At 71.6% G+C, this 13,037-nt stretch carries 12 protein-coding genes; 4 read left to right on the forward strand and 8 right to left on the reverse strand.

Going from position 1 to position 13,037, the window contains the following annotated elements; all coding sequences use genetic code 11:
- The first annotated feature begins 29 nt into the window (after positions 1-29).
- From L3Q67_RS42970 to L3Q67_RS42980, 3 genes are all read left to right on the forward strand, one after another.
- The gene (locus L3Q67_RS42970; RefSeq protein WP_499187127.1) at positions 30-1,340 is read left to right on the forward strand and encodes a cryptochrome/photolyase family protein; all 1,311 of its coding nucleotides are present in this window, start codon (positions 30-32) and stop codon (positions 1,338-1,340) included.
- A 67-nt stretch (positions 1,341-1,407) separates the two neighbouring features.
- A complete protein-coding gene (locus tag L3Q67_RS42975; RefSeq protein WP_499187128.1) occupies positions 1,408-2,136 on the forward strand; it encodes an HAD family hydrolase in 729 nt (242 codons plus the stop codon).
- Complete coding sequence (locus tag L3Q67_RS42980) at positions 2,137-4,491, forward strand: glycoside hydrolase family 65 protein (RefSeq protein WP_499187129.1); 2,355 nt, start codon at positions 2,137-2,139, stop codon at positions 4,489-4,491. It abuts the gene before it with no gap.
- Here L3Q67_RS42980 and L3Q67_RS42985 read toward each other — a convergent pair.
- The 3 genes from L3Q67_RS42985 to L3Q67_RS42995 are packed head-to-tail and all read right to left on the reverse strand — an operon-like array spanning position 4,488 to position 6,212.
- Positions 4,488-4,697: a hypothetical protein gene (locus L3Q67_RS42985; RefSeq protein ID WP_499187130.1), complete on the reverse strand. Its 210-nt coding sequence runs from the start codon at positions 4,695-4,697 to the stop codon at positions 4,488-4,490. The genes L3Q67_RS42980 and L3Q67_RS42985 overlap by 4 nt on opposite strands.
- 40 nt (positions 4,698-4,737) lie before the next feature.
- A complete protein-coding gene (locus L3Q67_RS42990; protein WP_499187131.1) occupies positions 4,738-5,220 on the reverse strand; it encodes a hypothetical protein in 483 nt (160 codons plus the stop codon).
- Between the two features lie 41 nt (positions 5,221-5,261).
- Positions 5,262-6,212: a Ppx/GppA phosphatase family protein gene (locus tag L3Q67_RS42995; protein WP_499187132.1), complete on the reverse strand. Its 951-nt coding sequence runs from the start codon at positions 6,210-6,212 to the stop codon at positions 5,262-5,264.
- Between the two features lie 162 nt (positions 6,213-6,374).
- On the opposite strand from L3Q67_RS42995, the gene L3Q67_RS43000 reads away from it, so the two are divergent.
- A complete protein-coding gene (locus tag L3Q67_RS43000) occupies positions 6,375-7,025 on the forward strand; it encodes a class F sortase (protein WP_499187133.1) in 651 nt (216 codons plus the stop codon).
- Here L3Q67_RS43000 and fahA read toward each other — a convergent pair.
- The 5 genes from fahA to rsmH form a co-directional block, all read right to left on the reverse strand.
- Positions 7,018-8,214 carry a fumarylacetoacetase gene (gene fahA, locus L3Q67_RS43005; RefSeq protein WP_499187134.1) on the reverse strand — a complete coding sequence of 399 codons (1,197 nt, stop codon included), beginning with the start codon at positions 8,212-8,214 and terminating at the stop codon, positions 7,018-7,020. The genes L3Q67_RS43000 and fahA overlap by 8 nt on opposite strands.
- Complete coding sequence (locus tag L3Q67_RS43010) at positions 8,207-9,256, reverse strand: dipeptidase (RefSeq protein ID WP_499187135.1); 1,050 nt, start codon at positions 9,254-9,256, stop codon at positions 8,207-8,209. The genes fahA and L3Q67_RS43010 overlap by 8 nt, the downstream gene beginning before the upstream one ends.
- A 66-nt stretch (positions 9,257-9,322) precedes the next feature.
- Positions 9,323-11,308 (reverse strand): peptidoglycan D,D-transpeptidase FtsI family protein, encoded by a 1,986-nt coding sequence (locus L3Q67_RS43015; RefSeq protein WP_499187136.1) that lies wholly within the window; start codon positions 11,306-11,308, stop codon positions 9,323-9,325.
- A gap of 1 nt (position 11,309) precedes the next feature.
- Entirely contained in the window at positions 11,310-11,999 is a 690-nt protein-coding gene (gene ftsL, locus L3Q67_RS43020; protein ID WP_499187137.1) for a cell division protein FtsL, read from the reverse strand.
- Positions 11,996-12,988 (reverse strand): 16S rRNA (cytosine(1402)-N(4))-methyltransferase RsmH, encoded by a 993-nt coding sequence (gene rsmH, locus L3Q67_RS43025; RefSeq protein WP_499191785.1) that lies wholly within the window; start codon positions 12,986-12,988, stop codon positions 11,996-11,998. Before rsmH ends, ftsL begins: the two co-directional genes overlap by 4 nt.
- Between the last annotated feature and the right edge of the window lie 49 nt (positions 12,989-13,037).

The following is a 13,037-nucleotide window of genomic DNA, read 5'->3' on the forward strand; positions in this document are numbered from 1 at the left end:
GTGGACCAGGAACACCGAAGGGAACACTTTTGACCGTCGCGATCGCGTTGTTCACCCGGGACCTCCGCGTCCACGACAACCCCGTGCTGACCGCGGCCGCGAAGGCGGGCCGGGTGATCCCGCTGTTCGTGCTGGACGAGCGGATCACCGGAACGCCGAACCGGGCCGCCTTCCTCGCGGACTGCCTGCGCGACCTGGACGCCGGGCTGGCGGGCCTGGGCGCCCGCCTGGTGGTCCGCCGCGGTGACGTGGTCGCCACGGTGCGCGAGTTCGAGGCCGACGAGGTGCACGTCGCCGCCGACGTCAGCGCGTTCGCGCACCGGCGCGAGGACGCGCTGCGGGACGAACTGGGCGACCGCCTGGTCGTGCACGACGCGGTGACCACGGTGCTCGCGCCGGGCGCGGTGACACCCACCGGCGGCAAGAACCACTTCGCCGTGTTCACCCCGTACCTCCGGCGCTGGTCGGAGACCGACCGGCGTTCGGTGCTCGAGCCGCCGAAGCTCTCGCCCGCCCGGGTCCGCGCCGGGAAAGTGCCGTCGGCGCAGGAGATCTGCGCCGGGCAGACCGCGCCGGACCTGCCGGACGGCGGTGAGCGCGCGGGCCGCGAACTGTTCGGCGACTGGCTCGACGGCCAGGTGGACGACTACCCGCGCCTGCAGGACGACCTGGCCGCGGGCGGGACCTCGCGGCTGTCCCCGCACCTGCACTTCGGCTCGGTGTCGGCCAACGAACTGGTGCACCGCGCGGGCCGGTCGGCCGGTGCCGAGGCCTTCGTCCGGCAACTGGCCTGGCGGGACTTCCACCACCAGGTGCTCGCCGCGCGGCCGGACTGCACGCACGCCGACTACCGCGCCCGCGGTGACCGCTGGCGCCGGTCCGCCCCGGACCTCGACGCCTGGTGCGACGGACGCACCGGGATCCCGATCGTCGACGCCGGGATGCGGCAGTTGCTGCGCGAAGGCTGGATGCACAACCGCGCGCGGCTGATCGTGGGCAGCTTCCTGACCAAAACGCTGTACCTGGACTGGCGGGCAGGCGCGCGGCACTTCCTGGCGCACCTGGTCGACGCCGACATGGCCAACAACCAGCTCAACTGGCAGTGGGTGGCGGGAACCGGCACCGACACGCGCCCGAACCGGGTGCTCAACCCGCTCCTGCAGGCGAAGCGGTACGACCCGCGGGGCGACTACGTGCGCCGGTACGTGCCCGAACTCGCCGGGATCGAAGGTCCGGCGGTGCACGAGCCGTGGAAGCGCGGGGGCGCCGGGAACTACCCGCCGCCCATCGTCGACCTGCGAGCGGGAGCCGATCGCTTCCTCGCCGCCCGGGGAAGATAAGGCGAATCGGACGAGCCGGGACGAACACTGCACGGCGGCGACGGCCGACCGCCGGTACGGTTCGGACATGCTTGGTTTGCCCGATGGGATCACCACCTGCCTGTTCGACCTGGACGGCGTGCTCACCGGCACCGCCGCACTGCACAAGCAAGCGTGGAAGCAGACCTTCGACGAGTTCCTGCGGGCTCGCGACGGCGACGGCTTCCGCCCGTTCACCGATCGCGACTACGCCGATCACGTGGACGGACGGCCGCGGTTCGACGGGGTGCGGCAGTTCCTGGCGGCACGCGAGATCGTCCTGCCCGAGGGCGAACCCGGCGATCCGCCGGACCGCGAAACCGTGCACGGCGTGGGGAACCGCAAGAACGAACTCGTGCTGGCGATCATCGACGAGCAGGGGGTGAACCCGTACCCCGGCTCGGTGCGCTACCTCGAAGCCGCCCGTGACGCCGGGCTGAAGATCGGCGTGGTCACCTCGTCGGCCAACGGCGCGAAGGTGCTCGACGGCGGCGATCTGACCAAGTTCGTGCAGGCGCGGATCGACGGTATCGAGATCGTGCAGCGGAAGCTGCGCGGCAAGCCCGCGCCGGATTCGTTCCTGGCAGGCGCCCGCGCACTGGACTCCGAACCGGCCGCGACCGCCGTCTTCGAGGACGCCCTTTCCGGGGTGCAGGCAGGCAAGGCGGGCGGATTCGGTTACGTGGTGGGGGTGAACCGCGAAGACCAGGCAGACCAGCTGCGTGCCGCGGGCGCCAACGTGGTGGTGGACGATCTCGCGGAACTTCTGGAGGGCTGAGTGACTCACGGGTACGAAAAGAGCGACCGGTCGTCGTGGGAACTGCGCTGGGTCGGCTTGGACGTCGAACAGTTGCAGCGCACGGAATCCACCTTCGCGTTGTCCAACGGGCACATCGGCCTGCGTGGCACGCTCGAGGAAGGTGAACCGCGCGGATTGCCGGGCACCTACCTGAACGGGTTCTACGAGTCGTACCAGCTGCCCTACGCCGAGGCGGGGTACGGCTACCCCGAAGACGGGCAGACCGTGGTCAACGTGACCGACGGCAAGATCATCCGGTTGCTGGTCGAGGACGAGCCGCTGGACATGCGTTATGGCCAGGCGACCGCGCACGAGCGCGTGCTCGACTTCCGGTCCGGCACGCTGCGCCGGACCACCGAGTGGTCCTCCCCGACCGGGCGCCGGGTCCGGGTGCGCACCGAGCGGCTGGTCTCGTTCACCCAGCGCGCGGTGGTGGCCCTCCGGTACGAGGTGGAACCGCTGGACGGTGAGATCCAGTTGGTGGTGCAGTCCGACCTGCTGGCCAACGAGCCGATCGAGTCCGGCACCGGCGACCCCCGCGTGGCGGCGGCACTGGATTCACCGCTGGTCGGCGAGTTCGCCATGGCCGAGGACTACCGCGCGGTGCTGGTGCACCGCACCCGCGAGTCCGGGCTGCGCATGGCCGCGGCGATGGACCACCGCCTGGAGACCACCGACGGGCTGCGGACCCGCATCGACTCCGAAGCCGACCTGGCCCGGCTGACCGCCGCGGTCGACGTGCCCCAGGGCGAAAAGCTGACGCTGATCAAGTACGTCGGCTACGGCTGGTCGGCGCAGCGCTCGGCACCGGCGCTGCGCGCACAGGTGGAGGCCGCGCTCGACGGCGCGCTGCAGACCGGCTGGGAAGGACTGCTCGCCGAGCAGCGGCAGTTCCTCGACGAGTTCTGGGAATCCGCCGACGTGCAGATCGACGGTGACCCGGAACTCCAGCAGGCCGTGCGGTTCGCGTTGTTCCACGTGCTGCAGGCCGGGGCCCGCGGCGAGAGCCGCGCCATCCCCGGCAAGGGTTTGACCGGTCCCGGCTACGACGGCCATGCCTTCTGGGACACCGAATCCTTCGTGTTGCAGGTGCTCACCTACACCATGCCGGAAGCCGCGCGCGACGCGCTGCGCTGGCGTCACACCACTTTGGACAAAGCGCGGGAGCGGGCGGCACAACTGGGCCTGCGTGGCGCGGCCTTCCCGTGGCGGTCGATCAACGGCGCCGAGTGCTCGGCGTACTGGCCGGCAGGCACCGCGGCCTTCCACGTCAGCGCGGACATCGCCGACGCGGTCGCCCGCTACGTGGCCGCGACCGCCGACCAGGACTTCGAACGGCAGTACGGCACCGAAATCCTGCTCGAAACGGCCCGGTTGTGGATTTCGCTCGGGCACCACGGCAGGCACGGCGGCTTCCGGATCGACGGCGTGACCGGGCCCGACGAGTACTCGGCCATCGCGGACAACAACGTCTACACCAACCTGATGGCGCAACGGAACCTGCGCGAGGCCGCGGAATCCTGCGAACGGCACCCCGACATCGCCGAGTCCTTCGAGGTCGACGCCGACGAGATCGCCGAGTGGCGGCGGGCCGCGGACGAGATGGTCATTCCCTACGACGACCTGCTCGAGGTGCACCCGCAGGCGGAGCGCTTCACCCAGCACGTGGACTGGGACTTCGAGAACACCCCGGCGGAGGACTACCCGCTGCTGCTGAACTACCCGTACTTCGACCTCTACCGCAAGCAGGTGATCAAGCAGGCCGACCTGGTGCTGGCCATGCACCTGCGCGGTGACGCGTTCACCCCGGAGCAGAAGGCGCGCAACTTCGCCTACTACGAGGAACGGACCGTGCGGGACTCCTCGCTCTCGGCCGGTACGCAGGCGGTGCTGGCCGCCGAGGTCGGGCACCTGGACCTGGCCTACGACTACCTCGCCGAAGCGGCCTTCACCGACCTGCACGACGTGCACAACAACGTGCGCAACGGGCTGCACATGGCGTCGCTGGCCGGGGCGTGGCTGGCCACCGTGGCCGGGCTCGGCGGCATGCGGGACCACGACGGCAGCCTGTCGTTCGCGCCCCGCCTGCCCCGCGGCCTGGACCGGGTGTCGTTCCGGCTGATCTTCCTCGGCAGCCACTTCTCCGTCGAAATCACCGCCGAGGCGGCGAAGTACCGGCTGATCAGCGGCGAGGACCTGGACATCCGGCACCACGGCGAGAAGGTGACCGTCGGCGAATCGGTGACGGAGATGCCGATCCCGGAAGCGCCGTCACTGCCCGCACCCTCCCAGCCGCCGGGCCGAGCCCCGGCCCGGCGGCGGCGGAAAGATTAGTCCGGCGGTTCGGGTTTTTCCCCGGTGGGCGGCGTTTCCGGCTTGTCCGGCGTGGTGATGTCCTCGCTGTTCGGCAGGTTGTCGATGTCGACATCCTTGGTCTGCTGCGGGTCGAGGTCGGGGTGCTGGGGCGTCCTGGGCACCTCCGCCGACAGCGGCTGGTCCTCGTCGTCGTCGGCGCCGGAGCGGCGTTGTTGTTCACGCATACTCCCGGGGTACCCGCGAACGGCCGGGTTGACAACCGGCTCAGCCGAAGGCTTCCGTGGTGGCGCGCACCCGCAGGCGTTCCACGGTTTCGCTCTGCTCCCCGGCCCGCTCCAGCAACCGGTCCAGCACGGTGACGTCGAGCCGGGAGTCGCCGACCGCGCGGTGGCGCAACGCGCGCCAGCACGCGGCCTTGCCCTCGACGCCGAGGCGCACGGCCTCCAGTTCCACCACCCGGCTCAGCGGGGACCGGCGGAACAGCTTGCCGTTGAACTTCAGGCGCCCGGCCTTCTCGGCCGCCCAGGCCAGCGCGGCCTTGTGCCGGGCCAGCACCACGTCGAGCCGGGTCATGACCGCGAGCAGGCTGCGCCGGTCCTCGGCGATCTCGGCAGCCACCCGGCGCAGGTCGGGACCGTAGTCGGTGTCGCGCTCGGCGGCGGCCAGGCGGCGGCTCAGGTTCACACCACCGGTCGCGCCGGCGAGGTGGTCGTTGAGGTAGGTGCCGAGATAGGCGTCTCGGCTCACGTGGGTGACCATTGACGCGGGGTACCCCAGCCGGGTCACGGCTAAGCGACGCGCAGGGCTCCGGCGGCCTCGCCGTCCAGCATGGTCAGCAGCAGGCCCTCGGTCGTCGACCACGGGCACACGTCCACCTGTTCACCGCAGACGGTCAGCAGTGCCTCGGCCACGATCGCGCCGGCCAGGGCCTGACGGGAACGGCACCGCGAAATACCGGGGAGTTCGGCACGCCGGTCCGCGGGCAGCTTCGCCAGCCGCGGGATCCAGCGGCGCAGATCGTCGACGTGCAGGGTGCGGGAGGCGAAGTCGCCGTCCCGCTGGGGTCTCGCCCCGGCGAGGCGGGCCAGCTGGCGCAGCACCTTCGAGCAGCCGATAGCCCGAGAGCCCCCGATCAGGTCGCCGGTGCCGTCGAGCGCCTCACGCACGCGCTCCAGGGTGTGGGCGCGCAACGCGTCCACGCGCTTGGCCGACGCCTGCTCGTTGCTCAGCCACGCGCGGGTCATCTCACGGGCGCCGAGTTTGAGCGAGCGTGCGAAGGTGGCCACTTCACCGGCACCCGCGGCGATCTCGACCGTGCCACCGCCGACGTCCAGCACCACCAGTGGCCCCGCCGACGCGCCGTACCACCGGCGGGCGGCGACGAAGGACAGCTCCGCCTCGCGGCGGCCGGACAGGAAGCGCAGTTCGGTGCCGGTCGCCCTGGCGACCTTCGCGACCACCTGCCGCGCGTTCGCGGCGTCCCGCACCGACGAGGTCGCGAACGGGAAGACCGCCTGCGCGCCGTGCTCGGCCGCGACGCGGTTCGCCTTGCGCACCGCTTCGGTGATGGATTCGATGCCGCTCTGGCTCAACCGGCAGTCGGCGTCGAGCGCGCGATCCAGCCGGAGCCGCGTCTTGTGCACCAGTGCCGGTTCCACCGGCGATCCACCGCGTTCCACCAGCACCAACCGCGCGCTGAAGGCCCCCACGTCCAGTACTCCGACCAGCTCTTGCGCCACGCACAACCTCCTGCCGCGTCCACCGGCAACCCATTGTTCCCCGTTGATCCGGATGACAAACCCCAGTAAAGAACTTTTTAATCTACCCCATCCGGGTGATGTAGGGGTCCAGTGGGTCTCGGAGAGGTAACACCCGCCGTGGTCAACAGCGATCAAGGAACCATGAAAGAGGGGTGCCGCGGGACCGGGGACACCGGCCGGCTGGCGGGGGTGGTCGCGGCCGTGGTCGTGGTGGTCACCGGCGCGCTGACCGGTGTCACACTCGTCGTCACCCCGCAGCGCACGGCGGTGCCGGTGACCGGCGGGGAGCTGGCGGTGGCCCCGCGGGAGGCGGCCACCCGGTCGAACCGCCCGCTGCCCCCGGCGAAACCGGTGTCGCTGGAGATCCCGGCGATCGGCCTGGCTACCGGCACGCTCGCCGAACTGGGGCAGACCGCCCGTGGCGCGATGGAGGTGCCGGGCGAGGGCAAGCGCGCGGGCTGGTACACCCCGGGCCCGGCGCCGGGCGAGACCGGCCCGTCCCTGATCAGCGGGCACGCGGTGTACGCCTTCACCAAGGGCGTGTTCGACCGGCTGCACGAGGTACGCGGCGGCGACGTGGTGCGCGTCGGCCGCGCCGACGGCTCGATCGCGCAGTTCGAGGTCTACCGGGTGGAACACCGGCCGCGACAGGCCGAACCGGCCACCGCCGAGGACTACACCGGAACCCCGGGCACCGGCCCGGAACTGCGCCTGGTCACCTGCGCCGCCACCTACGACCGCAGCGCCGGCACCCACACCGACGAGGTCGTGGTCTCCGCCCGCCTCATCTGAGCCCCACCCGGCCGGTCACCTCACCGAAGCCGAGTCGCGTGCCGTCCGGCCCCGGGGCGGTCGCGGTGATCGTCACTTCGTCCCCGTCTTCGAGGAAGGTCCGGGTGCCGCCGGCCAGCTCGACCGGCTCGGTCCCGTTCCACGACAACTCCAGCAGTGAACCCCACTGCCCGCGCTCGGGTCCGCTCACCGTGCCCGACGCGTACAGGTCACCGGTCCGCAGGCTCGCGCCGTTGACCGTCAGGTGCGCCAGTTGCTGCGCCGCGGTCCAGTACTGCGTGGCGAACGGCGGCGAGCTGAGCAGGTGCCCGTTCAGCCGCACTTCGAGCGCCAGGTCCAGTCCTGGACCCGGCTCCCGCAGGTACGCCACCGGCTCGGGTTCCTGCCGCGGCGGCACCACCGAGGCGTGCGCCAGCGCGTCCAGCGGAACCACCCACGGCGACACCGAGGTGAGGAACGACTTGCCCAGGAAAGGGCCCAGTGGCGTGGATTCCCAGCTCTGGATGTCCCGCGCGGACCAGTCGTTGACCAGGCACACGCCGAAGACGTGCTCGGCGTAGTCGGCCACCGCCACCGGCTCGCCCAGTTCCGACGGCGTGCCGACGACGAAACCGACCTCCGCCTCGAAGTCGAGCCGGGCACTCGGCCCGAACGCGATCTCGTCCCCGTCGCGCCGCAGACCGTGCGGCCGGCGCACCGGCGTACCCGAGACCACCACCGTGCCCGCGCGGCCGTGGTAGCCGACCGGCAGCGAACGCCAGTTGCGCGGCACCTCGTCCCGCGCCTGGGGCCGGAAGATCCGGTTCGCGTTCAGCGCGTGCTGCTCGCTCGAATAGAAGTCGACGTAGTCCGCGACCTCGAACGGCAGGTGCAGCTCGACTTCGGCCAGCGGCACCAGGTGCGCGGTCACCCGCTCGCGGTGCGCTTCATCGGTCAGCCAGCCGGTGATCGTCTCGCGGACCTCCCGCCACACCGGCCGTCCCGCCGCCATGACCGGGTTGAGGACCCCGGCCCGCAGCAACGCGGCGAAGGCCGTGCCGCCGGCCGCCGCGGTCAGGTCGAGCACGTGGTCGCCGATCGCCACGCCGATCCGGCGTCCGTCCCGGCCCGGCCGGGAGAACACGCCGTACGGCAGGTTCCCCAGGCCGAAACCGGTGCCCTCCGGCAGTTCGAGCCAGGTTTCAGGCATCGGTGTAGCCGGCGCCCTTCGCCACGTCCTCGGCGCCACGCAGCACCCGCAGCACGTTGCGCCCGGCGAGCTTCGTGAGGTCGTCCTCGCTCCAGCCGCGATCGAGCAGTGCCCCGAACAGCACCGGGTACTTCGAGACGTCCTCCAGCCCGGCGGGCAGCGACTTGACGCCGTCGTAGTCCCCGCCGACGCCGATGTGGTCGATCCCGGCCACCTCGCGCGCGTGCTCCAGGTGCTCGACCACGTCCTCGATGCCCACGGATTCCTTGGCCGAGACGAACTTCGGCACGAAGGTGACCATGCAGACCCCGCCGTTGCCGGCGAGCCGGGCGAGCACGTCGTCCGGCACGTTGCGCGGGTGGTCGTTGACCGCGCGGCACGAGGAGTGCGTGAACACCACCGGCGCGGTGGTCACGTCGAGGGCGTCCCGCATGGTGCTCGGTGCGACGTGCGAGAGGTCGACGAGCATGCCGATCCGGTTCATCTCGCGCACCACGTCACGGCCGAAGCCGGTCAGCCCGTCGTGCACCGGCTCGTCGGTGGCCGAGTCCGCCCACGGCGTGTTCGAGTTGTGCGTCAGCGTCATGTACCGCACCCCGAGGCGACGCAGGATCCGCAGCACCCCCAGGGATTCGGCGATGCTGTGGCCGCCCTCGGCGCCGAGCATCGAGGCGACCCGGCCGTCGCGGAACGCGGCTTCGGCCTCGTCGGCGGTGCGCGCCAGCGCGAGCTGGTCGGGGTAGCGCTCGAGCAGCTGGTAGACCACCTCGATCTGCTCCAGCACCGCGGTCACCGCGCTGTCCCCGGTGAAGTCGCACGGCACGAACACCGACCAGAACTGCAGGCCGACCTTGCCCTCACGCAGGCGCGGCAGATCGGTGTGCAGCCGGTCCTGCCGCTGGAGCAGGTCGATCGCGGCCACCGCCTCCCGGGGATCCGGCCCCGCCAGGTTCCGCAGCGCCCACGGCAGGTCGTTGTGCCCGTCGGCCAGTTGCGCCGCCGACAGCAGCGCCCGCGCCCGATCCACCCCGGCTGGAGTCATCCCCGGTCCTTCCCATCGCCCACAAGCCCATTGCCCACAATGTCTTTCCGGACGACCGTACCGGGATCAGCTCAGCACGAGCGGGACCACCGGAGCCGCGCCGTCCGAGAGCGGCAGCTGGTAGCGCTGCGCCAGGTAGGAGGCGACGTCGTGGAACAGCGGCCCGGCCGAGTGCCCGGCGGGCAGCGTGGTGTCGGGCGCGTCGAGGTGGATGCCGACCACGAACCGCGGGTTGTCCGCGGGCAGCACCCCGGCGAAGGTGATGTTGTACAGCGAATCGCTGTAGGCGTTGGTCCGCGGGTCGATCTGCTGGCCGGTGCCGGTCTTGCCGGAGATCTGGTAGCCCGCCAGCGCCGCCTGGGGCGCGGTGCCGGAGTTCTGGTTCTTCCCCTTCTGCGTGGTCGCGCGCAGCATGTCCAGCACGGTCTTCGCCGTCTCCGGCGTGGTCACCTGGGTGGTCTTCGGCGCGGGCTGCTCGACCCGGGTGCCGTCCGGGTTGATCTTGGCGCGCACCACCCTCGGCTCCACGCGCAGGCCGCCGTTGGCGATCGCCTGGTACATCCCGGCCATCTGCACCACGGTCATCGACAGGCCCTGGCCGATCGGCAGGTTCCCGAAGGTGGTGCCGGACCACTGGTTGCGCGGCGGCACCGAACCGGGGCTCTCACCGGGCAGGCCGATGCCGGTGCGCTGGCCGAGGCCGAACTTCTTGAGCATGTCGGCGAAGGGCTCCTCGCCGAGCTTCTGCGCCAGCAACAGCGTGCCCACGTTCGACGACTTGGCGAAGATCCCGGTGGTGGTGAAGTTCTGCGTGCCGTGCGTCCAGGCGTCGCGGACGGTGTGGTCGGCCACGCGCAGCGCGCCGGGCACCGACAGCACCGACTCCGGGGTGGCGATGCCGTGCTCCAGCGCGGCCACCGCGGTGACCACCTTGTTCACCGAGCCCGGCTCGAACGGCGTGGTGACCGCCCGGTTGTTCATCTGGTCCGGGGTCGCCTTGGCCAGGTCGTTCGGGTCGAAGGTGCGGTCGTTGGCCAGCGCGTAGACCTCACCGGTCTTCGCGTCCATGATCACCGCGCTGCCGCCCTTGGCCCGGCTCTTGGCCACGTAGTCGGACAACTTGCTCTGCAGGTCGTACTGCAGGTCCGCGTCGAGGGTCAGCTCCAGGTCCGAGCCCGCGGTCGCCGGCTGCAGGTCGCGCTCGGTGCCCGGGATGACCACGTCGCCGCCCTGCTCGGTGTCCACCAGGCGGCGGCCGGGGGTCCCGGCCAGCTCGTTGTCCCAGGTGGCCTCCAGCCCGGCCAGGCCGTGCAGGTTGTGCTTGGAGACGTCGGAGTCCTCCATCTGCCACTTCGCCACGCCGACCACGTTGGCCGCCAGCGTGCCGCCCGGGTACTCGCGCTTGGCGCGCGTCTCCTCGCTGATCTCCGGGAAGTTGTCGCCGTCGGTGATCTCCGCGGCGATCGAGGGCTCCACGTCGTCGACCAGGAAGGTGAAGTCGTCCGGCTTGCGGAACTTGGCCAGCAGTTCCTGCTCGTCGGTCTTGTCCGGCAGCTTCTCGGCGATGAACTTCGCGGCCGCGGCGGAGCGGGTTTCGAAGTTCTGCCCCTTCTCCGGGTACTTCTGGGCGTACTCGGCCCAGGACTTGCGCATCAGCCGCAGGTTCACCGACAGCGTGCGGTTCTCCACGCTGAACGCCAGCTTGGTGCCGTTGCGGTCCATGATGGACCCGCGTTGCGCGGGGATGTCGATCGGCGTGGTGCGCTGGCGTTCGGCGCTGGCCGAGAGCGTCTCGGCGTCGAAGGCCTGCACCTTCACCAGCTGCAGCCCGGCGATGGACAGCAGCACGACCAGGATGATCCGCACGGAGGCGAACCGGCTGCGGGTACTGCCGTTGGCCGCCTTGCCGTTGGCACGGCGGATCCCGGTGGCCGAGTAGGTGCGGTGCGGGGTACCGCGCCCCGCACCGCCCGCGGCCTGCGCGCTGGTCCGCCGGGGCTGCGCCCGGGTGCCGGCCACCCGGACCGGCCCTCGCCGCGGCCTGCCCGTCATCTCACTGCCCTCCTGGCGCCTGGTTCTGCTGGTTCTGCTCGTTCTGCTGCTGTTCCTGCTGCTGCCGGTCGGCTTCCGGCTGCTGGAGCGCCGGATCGGGCTGCCCGTCGGACATCGACGGCGCGGGCGGCGGTGCGCTCTCCGGCTCGGTGCCGCTGCCGGCTCCCGGCGCCGTGGGCGGCGTCGCCTGCTTCGGCTCGCCGACCACGGTGTAGCTGCCGTCCGGGTTGACGATGATCCGGGCCGGGTCGCCGCCGGGCACCATGCCGAGCGCCTTGGCGCGCTCGTCCAGCGAGGAGGTCGACTCCTGCCGGGTGACCTCGCGCTGCAGTCGCTCGGCCTGCTCGACCAGTGCGGCGTTGTCCTTGCGCAGCTCGTCGAGCCGGTAGCTGTCGGCGATGGCTTGGGTGGACAGCCACAGCGTGGCGACCACGCCCACCGCGAGCAGGCCCATCATCAGCAGCACGAAGGTCGCGCGCGAGCGGGGCAGCCGCAACTTGAACGTCAGCTTCGGCCGCGGCTTCGCCACCGCGGTGGCGCCCTCCGGGCCGCGCTCGGGACGCTCCTCGGCGTCGGCGGCGCGCTGCGCCCGCCGGGCGTACGCGCGTTCGGCTGCCGAGGTCCGGGTACGGCCGCTGGCGCCGCGCTGCTCGGTGCGAGCGCGCGTGCGGGAACGCGTGGGTGCCGTCACTTTGCCGCCTCTCCGATCCGCTCCGCGGCTCGCAGCCGTACCGAGCTCGCTCGCGGATTCGCCTCGATCTCCGCTTCGTTCGCCTGTTCCGCACCCCGGGTCAGCAGCCGCAGCTCGGGCCCGTGCCCTGGCAGTTCGACCGGCAGTCCTTCGGGGGTGCGGGATTTCGCCTTCGCCGCCAGTGCCTGCTTGACCAGCCGGTCCTCCAGCGACTGGTAGGACTCCACGACGATCCGGCCGCCCATGGCGAGCGCGCCCAGTGCCGCGGGCATGGCCCGGCGCAGCACCTCGAGCTCGCCGTTGACCTCGATCCGCAGTGCCTGGAAGGTGCGCTTGGCCGGGTGCCCGCCGGTCCGCCTGCTCGCCGCGGGCACCGCGGCGTAGAGCAGTTCGACGAGCCTGCCGCTGCGCTCGAACGGCTCGGTCTCGCGCGCGGACACCACGGACCGGACGATCCGCTGGGCGAAGCGCTCCTCGCCGTACTCGCGCAGGATCCGGATCAGCTCACCGGGCGGGTAGCTGTTCAGCACGTCGGCCGCGGTCGGCCCGGTGGTCGGGTCCATCCGCATGTCCAGCGGGGCGTCCCTGGCGTAGGAGAACCCGCGCTCGTCGCGGTCCAGCTGCATCGAGGACACGCCGAGGTCGAACAGCAGCCCGTCCACAGTGGACATACCGAGCCCGGCCAGCGCCTCGGGCAGCTCGTCGTAGACCGCGTGCACCAGGTGCACCCGGTCGCCGTGGTGACGCAGTCGCTCGGCGGAGCGTTCCAGCGCGGCCGGGTCGCGGTCCAGGCCGACCAGTGTCAGCTCGGGGTGCGCGGAGAGCAGGGCGTCGGAGTGGCCGCCGAGGCCGAGGGTGGCGTCGACGAGCACCGCGCCGGGCTTGCCGAGGACGGGGGCGAACAGCTCGAGGATCCGGTCCAGCAGAACCGGAACGTGCTCGGCCACAACACCCACCCCCTTCCTGGTCGACCTGGAGAAAACGCCGATGCCGCCAGGTCTCCGCCCGCCCGCTGCGAACCTGGTGCCGGGGAAGGTG

This window comes from Saccharothrix sp. AJ9571 (assembly GCF_021725495.1).
Lineage (GTDB): Bacteria > Actinomycetota > Actinomycetes > Mycobacteriales > Pseudonocardiaceae > Amycolatopsis > Amycolatopsis magusensis.